18 protein-coding genes are annotated in these 17,592 nt (G+C 71.5%); 13 read left to right on the top strand and 5 right to left on the bottom strand.

Annotation, left to right across the window (positions count from 1 at the left end; genetic code table 11):
• Positions 1-51 precede the first annotated feature (51 nt).
• Positions 52-522: a DUF6153 family protein gene (locus ACSJDX_RS07295; RefSeq protein ID WP_036286051.1), complete on the bottom strand. Its 471-nt coding sequence runs from the start codon at positions 520-522 to the stop codon at positions 52-54.
• 164 nt (positions 523-686) lie between these two features.
• On the opposite strand from ACSJDX_RS07295, the gene ACSJDX_RS07290 reads away from it, so the two are divergent.
• The 7 genes from ACSJDX_RS07290 to ACSJDX_RS07260 all read left to right on the top strand — a co-directional run bounded on the left by ACSJDX_RS07290 (position 687) and on the right by ACSJDX_RS07260 (position 6,654).
• Complete coding sequence (locus tag ACSJDX_RS07290; RefSeq protein ID WP_056207388.1) at positions 687-1,142, top strand: DUF6153 family protein; 456 nt, start codon at positions 687-689, stop codon at positions 1,140-1,142.
• Between the two features lie 394 nt (positions 1,143-1,536).
• A complete protein-coding gene (locus tag ACSJDX_RS07285; RefSeq protein WP_005049595.1) occupies positions 1,537-2,208 on the top strand; it encodes a M23 family metallopeptidase in 672 nt (223 codons plus the stop codon).
• Positions 2,208-3,098, top strand: coding sequence for a prolipoprotein diacylglyceryl transferase (gene lgt / locus ACSJDX_RS07280; protein ID WP_005049593.1), 891 nt, complete (start codon positions 2,208-2,210; stop codon positions 3,096-3,098). The genes ACSJDX_RS07285 and lgt overlap by 1 nt, the downstream gene beginning before the upstream one ends.
• Positions 3,076-4,722: a cytochrome c biogenesis protein ResB gene (gene resB, locus ACSJDX_RS07275; RefSeq protein WP_438354842.1), complete on the top strand. Its 1,647-nt coding sequence runs from the start codon at positions 3,076-3,078 to the stop codon at positions 4,720-4,722. The genes lgt and resB overlap by 23 nt, the downstream gene beginning before the upstream one ends.
• Positions 4,706-5,704, top strand: coding sequence for a c-type cytochrome biogenesis protein CcsB (gene ccsB / locus ACSJDX_RS07270; RefSeq protein ID WP_005049590.1), 999 nt, complete (start codon positions 4,706-4,708; stop codon positions 5,702-5,704). The genes resB and ccsB overlap by 17 nt, the downstream gene beginning before the upstream one ends.
• A gap of 25 nt (positions 5,705-5,729) precedes the next feature.
• The gene (locus tag ACSJDX_RS07265) at positions 5,730-6,005 is read left to right on the top strand and encodes a hypothetical protein (protein ID WP_005049588.1); all 276 of its coding nucleotides are present in this window, start codon (positions 5,730-5,732) and stop codon (positions 6,003-6,005) included.
• 19 nt (positions 6,006-6,024) lie between these two features.
• Positions 6,025-6,654 carry a TlpA family protein disulfide reductase gene (locus ACSJDX_RS07260; RefSeq protein ID WP_005049587.1) on the top strand — a complete coding sequence of 210 codons (630 nt, stop codon included), beginning with the start codon at positions 6,025-6,027 and terminating at the stop codon, positions 6,652-6,654.
• Positions 6,655-6,698: 44 nt separating this feature from the next.
• Here ACSJDX_RS07260 and ACSJDX_RS07255 read toward each other — a convergent pair whose 3' ends face one another.
• Positions 6,699-7,700, bottom strand: a complete 1,002-nt coding sequence (locus ACSJDX_RS07255; protein WP_204964092.1) for an IS481 family transposase — start codon at positions 7,698-7,700, stop codon at positions 6,699-6,701.
• Positions 7,701-7,839: 139 nt separating this feature from the next.
• Here ACSJDX_RS07255 and ACSJDX_RS07250 point away from each other — a divergent pair, with 139 nt between their 5' ends.
• Together ACSJDX_RS07250 and ACSJDX_RS07245 are read left to right on the top strand one after the other, a co-directional pair.
• Entirely contained in the window at positions 7,840-8,481 is a 642-nt protein-coding gene (locus tag ACSJDX_RS07250; RefSeq protein WP_438354841.1) for a cytochrome c biogenesis CcdA family protein, read from the top strand.
• Positions 8,482-8,577: 96 nt separating this feature from the next.
• Positions 8,578-10,089: a hypothetical protein gene (locus ACSJDX_RS07245; RefSeq protein ID WP_060960783.1), complete on the top strand. Its 1,512-nt coding sequence runs from the start codon at positions 8,578-8,580 to the stop codon at positions 10,087-10,089.
• A gap of 183 nt (positions 10,090-10,272) precedes the next feature.
• On the opposite strand, the gene ACSJDX_RS07240 is transcribed toward ACSJDX_RS07245, so the two are convergent.
• Positions 10,273-12,189, bottom strand: coding sequence for a DUF4396 domain-containing protein (locus tag ACSJDX_RS07240; RefSeq protein ID WP_045245723.1), 1,917 nt, complete (start codon positions 12,187-12,189; stop codon positions 10,273-10,275).
• Between the two features lie 97 nt (positions 12,190-12,286).
• On the opposite strand from ACSJDX_RS07240, the gene ACSJDX_RS07235 reads away from it, so the two are divergent.
• From ACSJDX_RS07235 to lnt, 4 genes are all read left to right on the top strand, one after another.
• The gene (locus ACSJDX_RS07235; RefSeq protein ID WP_248243411.1) at positions 12,287-12,460 is read left to right on the top strand and encodes a hypothetical protein; all 174 of its coding nucleotides are present in this window, start codon (positions 12,287-12,289) and stop codon (positions 12,458-12,460) included.
• A gap of 153 nt (positions 12,461-12,613) precedes the next feature.
• Positions 12,614-13,060, top strand: a complete 447-nt coding sequence (locus tag ACSJDX_RS07230; RefSeq protein WP_056518817.1) for a hypothetical protein — start codon at positions 12,614-12,616, stop codon at positions 13,058-13,060.
• Positions 13,061-13,328: 268 nt separating this feature from the next.
• Positions 13,329-14,348 (top strand): flavin-containing monooxygenase, encoded by a 1,020-nt coding sequence (locus ACSJDX_RS07225; protein ID WP_438354840.1) that lies wholly within the window; start codon positions 13,329-13,331, stop codon positions 14,346-14,348.
• Positions 14,345-15,952, top strand: a complete 1,608-nt coding sequence (gene lnt, locus ACSJDX_RS07220) for an apolipoprotein N-acyltransferase (RefSeq protein ID WP_157532490.1) — start codon at positions 14,345-14,347, stop codon at positions 15,950-15,952. The genes ACSJDX_RS07225 and lnt overlap by 4 nt, the downstream gene beginning before the upstream one ends.
• 28 nt (positions 15,953-15,980) lie before the next feature.
• Here lnt and ACSJDX_RS07215 read toward each other — a convergent pair whose 3' ends face one another.
• The gene (locus tag ACSJDX_RS07215) at positions 15,981-16,757 is read right to left on the bottom strand and encodes an alpha/beta fold hydrolase (protein ID WP_223849539.1); all 777 of its coding nucleotides are present in this window, start codon (positions 16,755-16,757) and stop codon (positions 15,981-15,983) included.
• A gap of 114 nt (positions 16,758-16,871) precedes the next feature.
• A complete protein-coding gene (locus tag ACSJDX_RS07210) occupies positions 16,872-17,489 on the bottom strand; it encodes a hypothetical protein (protein ID WP_135948657.1) in 618 nt (205 codons plus the stop codon).
• Between the last annotated feature and the right edge of the window lie 103 nt (positions 17,490-17,592).

The following is a 17,592-nucleotide window of genomic DNA, read 5'->3' as shown; positions in this document are numbered from 1 at the left end:
GGAGGGCAGGGTGCAGCATCCCCGGCAAGGGTCGCCGGGGTTCAGGCGGAATCAGGTGCGACTGATGGACAGGACAAGCAGTGAAGGCGGGCGGGGATGCGGCAATCCGACCAGCAGAGTCCGGGTATGGGAGCGCGAGCGGGCTACGGCGTATGTGAGAAGGGCACGGGACGTCGGGGCGAGCAGGACGATCACCGCGGCCAGCAGCGCCAGCACGCACACCATCATCAGCATCGAGTGATCCGGCATCCCCGCAGGGCTGCCGCACCCGTCCTGGCAATGCCCTCCAGCGCCCTCCGCCGCAGCTGCGGTCATCGGCGTATCGTCGGCGGCGGCTGGTGCGGAGCCGACCTGGCTGTGCGTGCTCATCGCGCTGGTCTCTGATGCCAGGGCGGGCTGGTGGGAACCGGTCAGGACGTGCATGGACAGCAGCCCGGTGATGATCGCCAGGGCGATCGGAGCGGCCAGCAGGAGCCGTCGCACCCCGGGGGTCAGACGCGCGTGCGAGCGAATCACGTTCACGACCGACCTCCTTCCCGTCCAGGGTAGCGGTGCCTTGCCTCCGCGACACGGTCAGAACACCACGCACGGGAGCGGGTGCCCCCTACCACTCAGCATATACCCATCCGGGGTATCCAGGATGGGTATCGCTTCGGGGATGGCTACCCGCCCGGGGTATGCTGGGCGTGATCGAGGAAGGGGCGTCGACGGTGAACCAGGTGGTGGCGCGACGGCGGGCACTCGGGTCCCGGCGTGCCCTGTGGTTCTACCTGGCCGCGGTGACCGCGATCATCGCGGGGCTGCTTGCGATGCATTCGCTGAGTCTGGAAGAGGACCAGGCGGGCACTGTCGTGTCCGCCTCCGCAGTCGTTGCGGCCCCCGATGCCGCCGCTGATGTCCTGGTCAGCGGGGTGGTGACGCCCTCGTGCGATGAGACGGTCTGCGGGACGTCTCATGCTTTCGCTGCCGTGACGTGTCTGCTCGCGTTGCTGACCCTGCTCATCCTGGTGCTCCCGGCCCGGGACGGGTGGATGTCGCTGCTGGCGTGGCTGCGATCCCTCCCCGGCAGGTCGAGCTCGTTCACGTCCGGGTCGCCTCTTCTGCGGCCCTCCCTGATCGTGCTGTCGATCAGCCGCACCTGATCAGCACCCCGCCCGCGCCCGCCGCCTGAGCCGCCGCCGGCGCGTGATGTCGCCGACGGTCCACGATGTGCGGCCCGCAGGCGAGCGCGACCCGTCTGCGGCAGCGCCATGGGTGATCCGATCCCGGATTCTCGCCGTGCACTCCGGGCCGCGGCTCCCGGTTGGACCGTGTGACGGCGACCGTGCGCACCTTCATCGTCCCCCTCATCCAGGAAAGTCTTGTATGCCCGAACCCGCCCCCTCCACCCCGACTCCCGGTACCGGAACGCGCCGTGCGGCGAGAGCCGCCCTGTCTTCCCCACCCGTCCAGACGCGACGCGATCGACGCCGTCGGCCCACCCGTGCCGCCCGGACACCTCGACACGCGCCGCGCCGCACGCTCACCCGATCCCGGATGCTCGCCGGCGCGGTGATGCTCCCGGTCGCGTCGATCGCCGGACTGCCGTTGCTGATCCCGTTGACGCCGGAGCCGGTGTTCGCCGTCGAGGCGACCCGCACCCCGGTGCGCGCCCAGTCGTTCACCACCCCCGACACCGTCACCGGGACGGTGATGGTGCGCGGGGACTACACGGTGGCGGTGACCGCCCCCGTCGGGACCGAGTCGTACGCGCACACCGCGGACACATTCACCAACGACCCGGCATCGGCGGTGCAGTGGCCGTTCACCGTGGGAGTGCCGATCAGCAGCACGTTCGGGTACCGCACCCCGCCATGCCCGTCCTGCTCAAATTTCCATGCCGGACTGGACATGACCCCCGGGATCGGCACCCCGATCCAGGCGATCGCCGACGGGGTGGTCACCACCGCGACGGAGCAGGGCGGCGCGTACGGGGTGTACGTGGTGATCCGGCACGAGATCGACGGGCAGGTCGTGGAAAGCGCGTACGCGCACATGCGGGAAGGGTCCCTCGCCCTGACCCCGGGACAGACCGTGCGGGTGGGGCAGATGGTCGGCCGGGTCGGGGACAGTGGACGCAGCTTCGGCGCACACCTGCACTTCGAGATCCGCACCGGAGGCGAAGCGGTGGACCCGCTGGCGTGGCTTCCGGCGAGGGTGAGGCCCTGATGGACGCACTCCTCATTGTGGCTCCGGCGCTGATCCCGAGCCCGGGGATCAGCTTCGTTCAGGTCGGTCCGTTCCAGATCCGGTTCTACGCGCTGGCGATCCTGGCCGGGATCGTGCTGGCGGTGCTGATCACCGGCCGTCGGCTGCGGGCGGTCGGGCACCCGGCCGGGGTCGTGGTGGATGTGGCGATGTGGGCGGTGCCGTTCGGGATCCTCGGCGCCCGGATCTACCATGTGCTCACCCATCCCGGCGACTACTTCTTCCCTGGCGCGGACCTGTGGCGGGTGCTCTACATCTGGGAAGGCGGGATCGCAATCTTCGGTGCGATCCTGGGCGGGCTGGTCGGGATTGTGATCGGCACCCGTCGCGCCGGGATCCCGGTGCTGCTGTTCCTGGACGCGCTCGCGCCGGGGATGCTGGTCGCCCAGGCGGTGGGACGGCTGGGGAACTACTTCAACCAGGAGCTGTTCGGCCCGCCCACCACCTTACCGTGGGGGCTGCAGATCGACCCCTCAGCCCCCGCGATCCCGCCGGGGACCCCGGCGGGGACCCTGTTTCATCCGCTGTTCCTGTACGAGCTGCTGTGGAACCTGGCCGGTGCCGCCGTGATCGTGCTGCTCGAGCAGCACCGCCGCCGGCACGGCCGGATCACGCTGGGCGCCGGGCGGAGTCTGGGCGTGTACCTGCTGTGGTACGGGGCGGGGCGGGCGGTGCTGGAGTCCATCCGGCTGGATCCCACCGAGCTGCTCGCCGGCGGGCTGAAAGCGAACGTGCTCACCGCCCTGGTGGCCGCCGTACTGGGGGTCGGGCTGCTCGCCCACGCCTCCTGGCGCGCCCGCCGCCGCGCACCCGTCCGGGGGAGGGGGGATGCGCGTGTCGATCCGCAGTGAGCAGGCCCCGCAGCTGCCCGCCGATCACGTCGACCGGCCGGTGGAGGAGCGCACGAATCCGCGCCTGAGCGTGTCGGGGTGGGCGCGGTGGGCGTGGCGGCAGCTGACCAGCATGCGCACCGCCCTGGTGTTGTTGCTGCTGCTCGCGGTGGCCGCGATCCCCGGGTCGTTGGTCCCGCAACGCTCCTCCGACCCGAACGGGGTGATCCAGTTCGACAAGACCAACCCGGGCTGGATGTGGGCGGTGGACCTGCTGCAGCTGCACGACGTGTTCGGGTCGGTGTGGTTCTCCGCGATCTACCTGCTGTTGTTCGCGTCGCTGATCGGCTGCGTCATCCCCCGCATCCGCCACCACCTGACCGCGCTGCTCGCCCCGCCCCCGGCCACCCCCCGCAACCTGTCCCGCCTGCCCGCCCACACCCGCCGCGTCCTCCCCGACACGCCCCCCGGTGCGGTCTTGGACGCGGCCGAGAAGGCGCTGCGTCGGCAGCGGTACCGCACCCGCCGGGTCCGCGGCGACGACGGACGGGACTCGGTCGCAGCCGAGCGCGGCTACCTGCGGGAGACCGGGAACCTGCTGTTCCACGTGGCGCTGCTGGCGGTGCTGGTCGTGGTCGGCGTCGGCGGCGGGTTCCGGTTCACCGGGCAGCGGGTGCTGGTGGAGGGGCAGACGTTCGCGTCCACCCGGATCGCGTACGACTCGTTCACCGCCGGCCGGTTCATCACTGACACGCAGATCCCGGCGTTCTCCCTCACCCTGGACCGGTTCCGCGTCGACTACGTCCTGGACAACGTCAACGCGCTCGGCATGCCGAAGACGTTCGACGCGCAGGTCACGACCACCACTGGCGGCACCCGGCAGGCCTCCAGCATCCGGGTCAACGAGCCGCTGCCGGTGGCTGGCACCGACATCTATCTGCTCGGCAACGGGTACGCCCCCACCCTCACCGTCCGAAACCCGGCCGGGAAGATCGTGTTCCGTGACACGGTCCCGTTCCTGCCGCAGGACGCGAATTTGACCAGCTTGGGCATCGTGAAGGTTCCCGACGGGCTGGCCGAGCAGGTCGGCCTGGTCGGGATGCTGTACCCCACCCGCGCGACCACCGCCTCTGGGGCGTTCGCGTCCAGCTACCCGGACCTGCTGGACCCGGTCGTCACCTTCAACGTGTACGTCGGCGACCTGGGCCTGAACACCGGGGTCCCGGTGTCGGTGTACGCACTGGACACCAGCACCCTCACCCAGATCGCCGGGCGGGGCACCCCCACCCCCGCCCTGCAGTTGGTCCCCGGCACCCCGGTTCCGCTGCCGGACGAGCTGGGCACGATCGAGCTCGGCCCGATCCCCCGATTCGCGTCGCTGGAGATCGCCGCCGACCCTACCCAAACCCCCACTCTGATCGCCGCGGTCGTCGCGATGGCCGGGTTGGCCCTGTCCCTGTTCGTGCCCCGCCGCCGCCTTTGGGTCCGCGCAACCACCGGCCGGGACGGCGGCACGGTGCTTGAGGTCGCCGGGCTCGCCCGCGGCGACGACCCCCGCCTGCAACCCACCGTCGACACCCTCGCCACCCGCCTCACCCCTTCCCCCGCACCCCTTCGAGGAGGCTCTGATGACCCCGTTCCTTGACGCCCTGTCCCTGCTGCTGGTGTACTCGGCGATCGCGATCTACGCCGCCGCATTCGTCGCCTACACCCTTCACCTCGCCCGCCGCGCCAGCACCCCTGCCGTCCCGGTCACCGTCCGGGTGCCGGTCACCGCCGGCGCCACCAGCACCACCGACCCGGACCTGGCAGGCACACCCACCGCCCCCGCCCCCGACACCGCACCCGGTGCCGCCGCTGCCCCGGGGGGCGGACGGGGGGCGGGGAAGGCGGCGCGGGTCGGGTTCGTGTTGACCGTGCTGGGCTGGGTGTTCCATCTTGCCGGGGTGGTGCTGCGCGGGGTCGCCGCGGACCGGGTGCCGTGGGCGAACATGTTCGAGTTCTCCCTCACCGGCACCGCCCTGATCATCGCCACCTTCCTGGCCGTGTCGCTGCGGGTGCGGCTGGCGTACCTGGGCAGCGCCGTGCTCGGGCTGACCGTGCTGCTGCTCGGCGTCGCGACGGTCAGCTTCTACGTCCCCGTCGTCCCCCTGATGCCCGCCCTGCAGTCCGGGTGGCTGGTCATCCACGTGCTGGTCGCGCTGCTGGCGACCGCGTTCTTCGGGCTCGCGTTCCTCGTCTCCCTCACCTACCTGCTCACCACCCGCCGCCGCGGCCTCCCCTCCCGGCTCACCCGGCTGCGGGACAGTCTGCCCGGGCCGGAGGATCTGGACCGACTCGCATACCGGCTGACGATCGTCGGGTTCATCCTGTGGACCTTCACCCTGATCGCCGGGGCGATCTGGGCCGGCCGCGCCTGGGGCAGGTTCTGGGGGTGGGACGTGAAAGAGGTGTGGACGTTCATCATCTGGGTGCTCTACGCCGGATACCTGCACGCCACCGCCACCCGCGGCTGGGCCGGCACCCGCGCCGCCTGGCTGTGCATCGTCGGCTTCGCCGCCGTGCTGTTCAACTTCGGCGTCGTCAACGTCTTCTTCACCGGGCTGCACTCCTACTCCGGACTGTGACCCGCCCCCTGCGAAAGGACCGCTCATGACCCGCACCACCCCCCGCCCCGCCCCAGCTGAGGACCCGCAACGCGCCTGGCGGCGACACCGCCTGCTCGTCCGGGTCGGCCAGGCCCTGATGGCCGCCGGCGCGATCGTCGCGATCATCCACTGGCTCGCGCACCTGGAAGTGTTCGGCCCCGGCCAGCCCTCCGGCTGGCTCGACCTGGTCGCCGGGTACCCGACCGGGGCGCTGCTGCTGATCACCGGCGCCATCCTCGCCGGCCGCCGCCGCCCCACCAGCAAGAGCACGAACACCTGACCGACCGGAGTGATCCCGCATGCGCACCCCCACCACCCTGACACGCCCACCCCGCCGCGCCGTCACCGCCGCCGCGGTCGCCGTGTTCGGCGCGCTCGTCCTGCTTCTGGCCGGGTGCACCGCCCAGACGCCCGGCCTGTTGTCCTCCTCCCCGTCCCCGGGGTATCTGTCCGCGGACGAGACCGTGCGGGAGATCCCCGCCGACCAGCGCGACGACCCGGTCACCTTCACCGGCACCACCGACACCGGGGAGCAGGCGGATTCCACCGCGTGGGCGGGTTCGGTCGTTGTGGTGAACTTCTGGTACGCCGCCTGCCCGCCCTGCCGTGCCGAAGCGCCCGACCTGGAAGCCCTCGCCCAGACCTACCAGCCCGACGGTGTCGTGTTCATCGGCGTCAACGTGCGCGACAGCGCCGACACCGCCGCCGCGTTCGAGAACCAGTTCGGCATCACCTACCCGTCGATCCTGGACGCCACCACCGGCACGGTGCAAGCCGCGTTCGCCGGGAAAGCCGCCCCCGGCGCCGTGCCCACCACAATCGTCCTGGACCGCACCGGCCGGATGGCCGCCCGCATCATCGGGCAACTGCCTACCCGCACCACCCTCGCCGCCCTCATCGACACCGTCCTCGCCGAGACGAGCCCCTGATGGGGGAGATCATCACCGCCGGCAGCATCTGGGCCGCCCTCCCCCTAGCTGTACTTCCCCGTGACGTTGTGAACGCGGGCTGAGGGGGTCTGGCCGCCGATCCCGGTGTGGGGTCTGTGGTGATTGTAGTGATGCAGCCAGGTCTCGTATGCCGCGGCTCGCTCTGCTTCGCTGGCGTAGGGCTTGGCGTAGGCCCATTCGGCGGCGAGGGTGCGGTTGAAGCGTTCGACCTTCCCGTTGGTCTGCGGCCGATACGGCTTTGTCCACTTGTGCTTCACACCGTCGCCGAGCGCGTCCGCGAACGCGTGTGACCGGTAGCACGCGCCGTTGTCTGTCATCACGGCGGTGACCGTGACTCCGAGGCTCGCGAAGAACGCGTTCGCGCGGGTCCAGAACCCTGCCGCGGTCTCCTTGCGTTCGTCGTCGAGGATCTCCGAGTACGCGACTCTCGAGTTGTCGTCGACGGCGTGGTGCAGATACCGGTAGCCGCGGGAGCCGGCCGCTCCTGACCGTGCGGCCTTGTCACGGACGGATCCCGCGGCACGGTCCTGCGCCGATCCGCGGCCGAAGGCGCGCCAGCCGCCGCCATCAGGGATCCGGCCCTGCTTCTTGATATCGACGTGGATCAGCTGGCCCGGTCTTGCGACCTCGTACCGCTTCGGCGTCGGCTTGCGGACTGGCAGCCCGGTGGCCTGATCGATGTTCACGAGCTTCGGCATCCCATACCTGGCCAGCACCCGGCCGACCGTCGAGCGGGCAAGGCCCAGGTGATACGCGATCCGGTGCGGACCCCACCGGCGGGTGAACCGCAACGACACGATCCTCCGCTCCGTCTTCCGCGGGAGCCGGTTCGGCGAGGTCTGCGGCCTGAAGCTGCGGTCCGTCAACGGCAGCCCGGCCCGATACCGGTCGACCCACCGTTTCGCCGTCGCGGGCGAGCACTGGAACCGTTCCGCTGCCCGCCGCAACGACCAGCCCCGATCCACGACGAGGACAGCAAGACGACGACGCCCTTCCGGCGTCAAAGGCGCGTTAGCGTGAGACACGAAGACCTCCGTGGTCAGGATGCGAGTGTGGTAACCCACATCCTGCCCGGAGGTCTTCGCCTACCTCACCCGTTCACAACCTCCCGGGGAAGTACACCTAGCCCTCCTCGCCGGGCTGGTGTCCTTCGCCTCCCCCTGCGTGCTCCCCCTCGTGCCCGGCTACCTCGGCTACCTCACCGGCACCACCACCACCGCGGGGGTCTCCCGGTGGCGGGCGCTGGCCGGGACCGGACTGTTCACCCTCGGCTTCTCCGTCCTGTTCATCGGCTACGGGGCCGCGTTCGGCGCCCTGGGGGCCTGGCTCATCCGCTGGCAAGATCTCCTCACCCGCATCCTCGGGATCGTGGTCCTGCTGATGGGGCTCGTGTTCCTCGGCGTGTTCCGGCTCTTCCAACGCACCGCGAAACCCGCCATCCACCCACCCAGCGGGCTGGCCGGAGCTCCCCTGCTCGGCATCGCGTTCGGGCTCGGCTGGACCCCGTGCCTGGGCCCCACCCTCGCCGCGATCTCCGCCCTCAGCCTCACCACCGGCAACCCCGCCCGCGGCGCCCTCCTCGCCGTCACCTACTGCCTGGGCCTGGGGTTGCCCTTCATCGCCGCCGCCGCCGGCCTGAACTGGGCCACCGGAAGCATCACGTTCCTGCGCCGCCACATCCGCACCATCAACATCACCGGCGGGGTCCTCATGATCGCCACCGGCATCGCGATGATCAGCGGAGCCTGGACACTCCTCACCTCCAGCATCCAGAACCTCATCGGAGCCACCGTGCTCCCCCTCTAACACACCTCTAACACCCCGCTGCCGCCGGGAGCGGGGCCATGGCGTTAGCCGCCAGGGCCGGACCGGCTCCCTGCCGCATCACAGAAAGGACAGACCATGCGACCACACGGCAGCCGTGACCGCGCCCCCATCCCGTCCGAGCCGGACCCGGCCCGCGGTTCCCCGGCGCTGGGGGCAGGGGGCGTCTGGGTCGCCGCAGCGGCCGCGGCCGCCGGGGTTGGGTCGGCGTATTGGGACGACTCCTGGCACACCACCCTCGGCCGGGACAGCACCTTCATCCCTCCGCACCTGCTGCTGTATGCGTCGATCCTCACCGTCGGGGTCGTGATCGCCGGCTGGGGGTGGCGGCGGCTGGCCGCGACACGATCCGTGGCCGCCGTGTTCCGCACTCCCGGGTTCGCCCTCGCGGTCGCTGCGGCGGTCGCGACCGCGGCGGCCGCGCCCGCCGACGCGTTCTGGCACACCGCGTTCGGGCGTGACGCGGTGCTCTGGTCGCCCCCGCACCTGCTGTCGGTGATCGGCACCCTGTGCGTGCTGATCGGCCTGCTCACCGGCACCGACCGGCACGTGCCCGCCCCGCCGCGGATCGCCCTGGCCGCAGGCGTGCTGGGGGCGGCGCTGATCATCGTGATGGAATACGACACCGACGTGCCCCAGTTCACCGAGACCCTGTACCTGCCGCTGCTGCTGGCGACCACGCTCGGCGCGGCATGGGTGATCACCACCCTGGTCCCCGGCCGCACCCGCCTTGTCCTCGTCGTCGCCGTGTACCTGGTGTTCCGGGTGGTGCTGTGGGTGCTGCTCACCACCTCTGGGTGGCTCGCCCCCGACCTGCCGGTCGCGGTGGCCGGGCTCTTCCTGCTGGCCCTGCCCGTCCCCCGGTGGCGGTGGCCGGTGGCCGCCCTCGCCGTGACCACCCTGCAACTGCTGGCCTCCGGGACCGGGATCAGCAGCGTCCCACCCACCCCCGTCGCCTGGTCCGCCGTCGGCACCACCACGGTGATCATCGTCAGCATGATCGCCCTCACCGTGCGGCCGGGGACTCGCCTCCGATCCGGCGGCGCGGCCGCGGCCCTCACCCTTCTGCTGGTCGCCCTCGCCCCGCCCCCACCCGCGCAGGCGCACGACCCCGGCCAGGGCACCGCCTACGGCACCGCACAGATGACCGTCACCGGCGACGGCACCGGGCAGCTGACCGTCACCATCACCGGCATCCGCCTCACCGACGACACCGACCTCACCCCGTCCCGTCTGGTCGCCCGCCGCACCGGAGAGGACCTCACCGCGCCGCTGCGCGCACAACCCGGCACCCCGCCTCCCGGTACCTTCACCGGGGAACTGGCACTGCCGTCACCGGGGCTGTGGTTCGTGTACGCCCAGTTCGCCACCGGCGAACGCACCCTCGAGGTGTGGGTGCCCGTCGATCAGCAACTCACCGGCCCGCAGAGCCAGCAGCGCAACCTCTACCAGCCCGTCACCGCCCTCACCCCGTCACCGGGGCAGATCATCCTCGGCGCCGTGCTCCTCGCCGTCTCGACGGCACTCACGGTCGCCGCGGCCGTCACCGTCGCCCGCCGCCGACGCGTCCTCCCTCCCGCGACCACCTGACCACGGCGAGGTCACCGCGCCCCGTTGCGGGCGGGCGGGCGATCTCGGCCTCCGGCAACCGAAACGGTCGGGCACGATGAGCTGGGCACCCCTGGCATCCGCCTGCTGTGCTGCCGGAGGGCGCGGACGTGACTCGACGCGGCAACGGCGACCACAACGGCGGCGGTTCTTCGGTTCGTGGGGTTATTCGGTGACGTTGATGATCATGGTCAGGCCGCCAGCGCCGTCGGTTTCGACGTTGTTGTTGGTGGTGTGGTGGTTGATGTGGCAGTGGATGAGCCACTGGCCGGGCTCGAGCGCGTTCCAGAGCACGTCGTAGCGTTGTCCCGGCCCGACGTTGATCGTGTCGGCCTGGAACTGCTGCGCCGTGGTGAGGGCCGCCCCGTCGCGGGCGACGACGGTGAACGGGCCGCCGTGGATGTGCATCGGGTGGATGTCGTTGGTGTTCGAGCCGATGAACCGCACCCGGAGGGTCTCCCCCACCTTCATGTCGATGGTCTCGGTGGCCGGGTACGCCTTCCCGTTGATGGTGAAGTAGTTCGGCATGCCCCCTTCCATCGGCATCGCCGGATAGGTCAGCCCCTCCCGGGACAGCCACTCCTGCAGCTGGATCGTGTACTCGCGATCGGCAGGCGGCTGCAGGCCAGGGTCGGCGGGGTCGATGATCAGCGCCCCGTACAGGCCGAGGGCCTGCTGCCGGTCGGCGTGATCGTGGGAGTGGTAGAAGAACGTGCCCCACTGCTTCACCGTGTACTCGTACCGGTAGGTGTCGCCGGGTTGGATGGGATCCTGGGTGATCCCGGCGGGCCCGTCCATCTCGTTGGGCACGTCCAGGCCGTGCCAGTGCACGGTCGTGGACTCGTCGAGCTCGTTGGTCACGTCGATGCGGATCCGGTCGCCCTGGGTGACCTGCAGCCGAGGCCCCGGGATCTGCCCGTTGTACGCGTACGCGTCGACGGTGACGCCGGGGAGGATCTCCCAGCGGATCTGCGACACGGTCAGCTCGAACACCCTCACCCCGTCCTCGATGCGGGCAGGTTCCAGCACCTCATCACCGCGGGTGTCCACGTCGTACGCGGCGGTCGCGGCCCGCGGGTCGACGGCGGCCATGTCCCGCATCGCCTCGGCGGGGGTGTCACGGGTCATGATCATCCCGGGCGGCATGATCAGCCCACCGACGTCGTGCGCGCTGAGAGTCATGTTGACGGCGTTCGCGGGGGCGACCATCCCGACCACGAGCGCGATCGCGGAGAACGCGCCGACCACGGTCAGCTGCGGCACGGTCACCGCTCCGGCGCCAGAAGGCTGGTGCGCCTCATGCCCCGACCCCGGCGACGACGCACCGCCCGCCGCCTGGTCGTGGCCGGCGTGCGCCTCCGGCGGCTGCGGGTTGTGTTGCGCGTGCGCGTCATGCTCCTGGGGGTGGCTGGCGGGCTGGGGGCGGACGGTCATCAGGCCGTGCTTGAGGCCCTTCTTCACCATCCACACGTTCACGGGGTAGGCGAGCACGAACCCGGCCGCGATCCCGAAGCTCATCACCGCCCAGAACAGCAACTCGGTGGGCAGCATGGCCCGCATGTCGCGGCCCATCATCAGCAGCGACATCACCGGCGCCATGCCCGCCATCATCAGGTTCATGCTGATGAACTCGGGCAGGAACGAGCGGCGCACGTTCTGCCAGTAGCTGCCGCCCATCATGTTCTTCATGAACAGGGCCTGGAACACGAACAACCCGAACGCGAACCCGGCAGCGTACTCGATGATCAGATCCAGCCACATCGGCAGGCCCAGCGACGCGACGACGACGGCGGCGACGATGATGCCGGTGGCATCGCCCGCGACGCAGTGAATGGTCGACCCGATGCCCTGCTTCCACAGCGGCCGGGTGAACTCCTCATGCTCTCCCGGCCGCGGCTCCTTGTCCGCGAGCACATACAGCAGCGCCCCGATCGGCCCCAGGTAGAGGGTGACCAGGATGAAGCCCCACTTCATCACCGCCGGCTCCGGGTTGTGACGGAACTGGTCCACCCCGACCCAGATCGTGCTGATCGCGACCAGCACGAACCAGGCGACCAGGAAATAGTCGATCGGTTGAATCAACCTCGCCCGCCTCTCCCTCGCACACGACTCCCCCACACCTTATACCCCCTATGGGTATTCTTTCAATCGGCGCCGCCTCGGGTGCCGACGGGTGCACGTGCCCGGTGGGGCGAACCTGACGCAGCCGAGACGATCGCGGCGGAGTTCAGCGACCCGTGCCGTCCTCAACGGCGCCGCCGAAGAAGTCCGCACCGGCAGACTCGACCCCGACGGCATCACGGCGATCCTGCTGCCCGCCTTCACCGACACCACGGCACCCCGAGGGCACTGATCCTTCCGCTCAGGAGACGGACGTCGTTCGGCGATAATCGAGAACGACGTGCCGGTGGACGCGATGTGGCTGCTCTGTCGGCGAAGGCGTGGAGGGCCTGCGGCCGGGCGGGATCCGGGAGACGCAAAGGTCGGATTGGTACAGTGAGGGATTATGCCCCGCGACCCCCGATCCCGGCCCGACCGGGTCATCGCGGCGGGGTGGTGGTCGGGGCGGCTGCTGACCATCCTGGGCCTGGCACTTGTGCTCATCATCGGCGGCTGGACCACCTCCCACACCACGGCTGACGCGCACGCCGACACCAGTGCGGGCTCCCCCGTCGCGACCGGCTCTACCCCAGACTCGGGGGCACCGGTGGAGGGCCGGACGGCGTCGTCCTCTGCGGGGGTGTCCGTCGATGCGTCCGGGGCGTGGGGGTGCCTGATCGGGGTGGTGTGCACGCTGCTGGTACTGGCGGCCGTGACGGGGTTGCGGTTACAGAGCCGGCTGCGGATACTGCGGGTATCCCGTCCGGTGCGCGCGCCGCTGCTGGTGCCGGTGCCCGTGTCGCGGCGTCCGGCCGCGCCCTCACTGCTGCTGTTGTCGATTTCCCGAACCTGAGATCCGGCATGCCGCCCACCCATGGGCGGCGTCTTCCCGCCCGCCCGTGTGCGGGCGCTGTGTGATGCCGATTTCTAGGTTTGGAGAATGTCTTGACGACCCGTATCACGGCGGCCCCCGTCGCCGGTCCAGTGCCGACGGCTGCGGCCGGTCACCGCCGCCCACCCGGCCCCGCTCGGCCCCGTCCGGCCCCGTCCCGCCGCGGCGCCGGCGCGATCATCCTCCGTCCGTTCCCGCCCCGGCCCTCTTGTGCGGGGAGGGGGTGGTGATGCGGTCGGGGTTGACGCATCGGCGGGCGATCATCGTCGGGGCCGGGCAGGCCGGGCTCGCGGTGGCCGCCGCGCTGATCGGGTTGGGGTTCCGGCCGCAGCAGGAGTTCGTGGTCGTCGACGCCGCCACGGACCGGCAACACAGTTGGGCGTCCCGGTGGCATTCGATGCGGCTGCTATCCGACGCCCGCCACAGCACGCTGCCAGTCCGGCCTCTACCGGTGGACCCGCACGAGCACCCGCGGGCGGATGAGATCGCGAACTACCTGGACCAGGTGCAGCACACCCTGGGGGTGGACCCGTTCTGGGGGTTGCGTGTGGTCGGGGTGGAACGCGTCGGTCACGGGTCGGTGCTGCAGCTGCAGACCGCAGAGGGCGACGTGCAGACCCGCAACGTGGTGTGCGCGACCGGCGCCGCCACCCACCCCCGCATCCCTGCGTGGGCGCAGCAGCTGCGGGTGCCCGGGGTGGTGCTGCACAGCGCCCACTACCAATTCCCCCGGCAGGTGCCCACCGGGCGGGTGCTGATCGTCGGCGGCGGAAACAGCGGCGTGCAGCTGGCGCGAGAGCTATCCACCTCCCACGAGGTCACCCTCGCGGTCCGCACCCGGCGCCCGCACCGACCCGCCCGTACCTTCCCCGTCCACGCCCGGGCAGGCTCGTCCTGGCTGGGTCGCCCACCCGCCGTGCAGCCGGTGTTCGGCGACAGCTACCATGCGCTGCGTCACGCGGGTGTGGCGGTCGCCCCGGCGGTGACCGGCGCGGACGGCGGGCAGGTCACGTTCGCCGATGGCAGCACCCTCGCCCCGGACTCGGTAATCCTCGCCACCGGGTACGACCCCGGCGAGGACTGGCTCCCCGCCGAGGCGACCGCAGCCCGGTCCCGCCCGGCGATGACCGGGCTGCCGGGCTTGTTCGTCGCCGGGATCCCCGCCCACAGCCGCCCCGGAGCGGACACCCTCGCCGGGGTGTCCCGGGACGCCGCCGTAATCGCCCGCACCATCGCGGACCGGCCATGACCGCCACCCCGACGACCCTCCAGGACCCGCACGGACGCCCCCAACCCACCCCGCCGAACCGCCGCGCCCGGGCGGTGATGCCATTGGCGATGGCGTTGCCGGTCGCGGCAGCCGCGGCGGTGCTGATGGATCTCGCCTACCCGGAGGTGGGATTCTGGCCGGCCGCGTTCGCCGCGACCGGGCTGCTGCTTCTCGCCCTGATCGGCCGGAGCGTGTGGGGGGCGGTGGCGGTCGGGGCGGTGTTCGGGTTGCTGTTCTTCGGGCTGCTGGTGTCCTGGACGACCCGGTATCTCGGGCCGGTGCCGTGGGCGGCACTGACCGTGGTGGAAGGGACCCTGACCGCGGTCGGGATCATCCCGCTGGCACTCGCCTACCGGTGGGTGCCGCGCGCCGCCCCCGGCCCGGTCGGACGCCTGCTCCTGCTGCCGGGCCTGGTGGCCGCGTTGTGGACGGGCCGGGAGGTGCTGCTGGGCGCCTGGCCGTACGGGGGGCTGCCGTGGGCGCGGCTCGGGATCACCCAAGCCGACAGCCCCCTCGTTCAGACGGTGTCCTGGGTCGGGGTGAGCGGGCTCACCTTCCTGATGGTCTTCACCGTCGCCGCCGCGATCGAAGCCATCCGGACCGGCCGGTGGCGTCGCCCGTTCCCCGCCGCCGTACCCGCCGTCACCACCCTGATGCTGGTCCTGGTCCCGGCGTTTCCCACCACACCGGCCGGGACGATGCGGGTCGGGGCGGTGCAAGGCAACGGCCCGTCCGGGTACTTCGACCAGCGCACCGTGGGGGCGATCGCCCGGGCGCAGGGGGACGCGACCGGCCCGGTGCTCGACGCGGATGTGGATCTGGTGGTGTGGCCGGAAGGGCTGGATGCTGACCCGTTCCAGACCCCGTGGCTGGCCGAGTATCTCACCGGCATCAGCACCCGGGCAGGTGCCCCGCTGCTGGCGAACGCGGCCACCACGGCGGGCGGCAACATCTACAACACGTCGTTCCTGTGGGACCCGGCCACCACCGGTGCCACGCCGCAGCGGGAGCAGGTGCAGACGCACGCGAAACGCCACCCGGTGCCGTTCGGCGAGTACGTGCCCGACCGGGCGTTCTACACCCTGCTCGCCCCCGACCTGGTCGGGCTGCTGCAACGCGACTACGCGCACGGCACGGACGTGCCGCTGGTCACCGTCGGCGGTGTGCCGGTGGGGTTGGCGATCTGCTTCGACGTGATCTACGACGAGGTCATCGCCGAGAGCATCACCGCCGGTGCGGAGCTGCTGGTGTTCCAGACCAACAACGCCGACTTCCGCGGCACGGACGAGAACCTGCAGCAGCTCGCGGTCGCCCGGATCCGCGCGGTAGAGACCGGCCGTACCGTGGTGAACGTCTCCACCGTCGGCACCAGCCAGATCATCCGCCCCGACGGCAGCACCCTCACCGGTCTGCCCGCCGGACAGGCCGGGGCGCTGATCGCCGACACCGACCTGCGCACCGGCATCACCCCCGCCGTCCTCATCGGGCAAGGCGTCTCCGCTGTCACCTTGTGGGGTGGGCTGGGTGGTCTCGCCCTCACCGGCGCGATCGCCTGGCGGCGGCGCACCCCTGCTGTGGCCTGACTAGGCATGCCCGCCAGACAACCCGGGGTTATCCTGCGGGTGGGAGGACGAGGCGGCGGATCTCCGCAGCGATCAGATCTGGTTCTGTGGCGGGGATGTAGTGGCCGGAGCGGGCAGCGACCACGTGCCGGCCCTGCCGGGACTGTGCGGCCCGATACCGCCCGGCGGCGGTCGCGGCATCCCGGACCCGTCGCGGCATCCCGTCCGCGAGACTGCCGGAGATGACGGTGACCGGGACATCGGGCAGCGCCGGCGGGTCGCCCTGCCAGGCGTGCAGCTCGGTGAGGAAGGTGCGCGCTTGCCGACCCTGGGTGACCACCACCGCGGGCCGGAACGCCTCCCGGTGAAGATCGGCCCGCACATCCTCGGGCATCCCCTCCCCGAGGAACCGGAAGAACCGCTCCAGCATCCCCACCCGGGCCAGCACCCACTCCACGGCGATCACGATCTTCTCCCCGACCCGGAACCGCATACCGAACAGGAGGTCCGCTGCCTCATCGGTCGGATCCACCAGCACCAGCCCGGCCACCCGGTCCGGGCGGCGGGACGCGGCCAGCCGCACCATCGGGCCGCCCGCGGAATGCCCCACCTGCACGAACCCGCTGCTCGGCTCGAGGCCGTCCAGCAGATCGTTCAGGTCGTCGGCCATCCGGTCCAGGGTGCGCCCTGCACTATCCGGGACGGACCGACCCAGCCCCGCCCGGTCATACACCACGGCCCGCGTGAACGCGGCGACCCGGGTCTGCACCGACGCCCAGGTGGAGCGGGTCGCCGCCGATCCCGCCTCGAACACCACCGTCGGCACCCGGGGCCCCGGCGGGGCCCGGCAGCACCATCGCATAAGGGGCGCGCCCGCCACGGGTGCGCACCCACACCGGCTCCCCCTGCGTGTGCACACGCTCCCCCGCCATGACCCGCCCTACCGGTCCGTGCCCTGGCGGGAGGCGCCGGTCGCGGCGCGGTGGGCCTTCTCCCGCAGGGCCAGCAGGGCGAGGGTGTCGTCCTTGATCTGGGTGCGGCCGAGGATGCCCCAGTGCGCGCTCAGGTGGTCTTCGAGGTAGCGCAGCACCCGGGCGAACGGGACGGTGTGCCACGGCGCCCCCGCCCCGGGCGGGGAGGTGGGGTTGCCGAACACGACCGTGCGGATCGTGCGCCCTTCCGGCGCCACCGTCCGTCCCGTTTCCAGCAGTTCGGCGACCAGCCGGGCGGCATCGGTCGGGGCGCAGCACCCGAACCGGGTGAACGCGGCTTCCAGCACGGCCGGGTCCCGCATCGCCGGGTTGGGGTGCGGGCGGCCTTCCTTGACCTCGCCGACGATCATGTCCGCTCCGCCCCCGGCACCCAGGGCCGGGTCCAGCGGTGCGTCGACGGTCCCGGACGCTCCCGGTGCGCGGTGCAGCCGTACGGCGAGGATGTCCAGGTCGGTGATGGTGCGGGGACCGCCGGGACCGGTGGCGTCCAGCACGGGGTATTCGGCGACGGTGAAGTAGCCGTTGACCCGCAGGTACGCCTGCACCAGCCCGACCGCCGTGTCCACCCTCTATCTCCGACCGGGTTATCTGGCCGGTCAGGCGGCGTGCGCGTAGCGGGCCGGGTCGGCGTCGAACAGCGGCCCGCACTCGGCGCAGCAGAACCAGGGC

This window comes from Microbacterium fluminis, assembly GCF_051549805.1.
Lineage (GTDB): Bacteria > Actinomycetota > Actinomycetes > Actinomycetales > Microbacteriaceae > Microbacterium.
The sequence above is the reverse complement of the archived record's forward strand: the minus strand, read 5'-3'. Positions and strand labels throughout refer to the sequence as shown.

Bases quoted from the DNA above. Each gene is read 5' to 3' on its own strand.
- ACSJDX_RS07265 (WP_005049588.1), top strand. From the start codon at position 5,730: ATGACCCGCACCACCCCCCGCCCCGCCCCAGCTGAGGACCCGCAACGC.
- ACSJDX_RS07285 (WP_005049595.1), top strand. From the start codon at position 1,537: ATGCTCGCCGGCGCGGTGATGCTCCCGGTCGCGTCGATCGCCGGACTG.
- ACSJDX_RS07230 (WP_056518817.1), top strand. From the start codon at position 12,614: ATGCCCCGCGACCCCCGATCCCGGCCCGACCGGGTCATCGCGGCGGGG.
- lgt (WP_005049593.1), top strand. From the start codon at position 2,208: ATGGACGCACTCCTCATTGTGGCTCCGGCGCTGATCCCGAGCCCGGGG.
- resB (WP_438354842.1), top strand. From the start codon at position 3,076: ATGCGCGTGTCGATCCGCAGTGAGCAGGCCCCGCAGCTGCCCGCCGAT.
- ACSJDX_RS07225 (WP_438354840.1), top strand. From the start codon at position 13,329: ATGCGGTCGGGGTTGACGCATCGGCGGGCGATCATCGTCGGGGCCGGG.
- ccsB (WP_005049590.1), top strand. From the start codon at position 4,706: ATGACCCCGTTCCTTGACGCCCTGTCCCTGCTGCTGGTGTACTCGGCG.
- ACSJDX_RS07260 (WP_005049587.1), top strand. From the start codon at position 6,025: ATGCGCACCCCCACCACCCTGACACGCCCACCCCGCCGCGCCGTCACC.
- ACSJDX_RS07245 (WP_060960783.1), top strand. From the start codon at position 8,578: ATGCGACCACACGGCAGCCGTGACCGCGCCCCCATCCCGTCCGAGCCG.
- lnt (WP_157532490.1), top strand. From the start codon at position 14,345: ATGACCGCCACCCCGACGACCCTCCAGGACCCGCACGGACGCCCCCAA.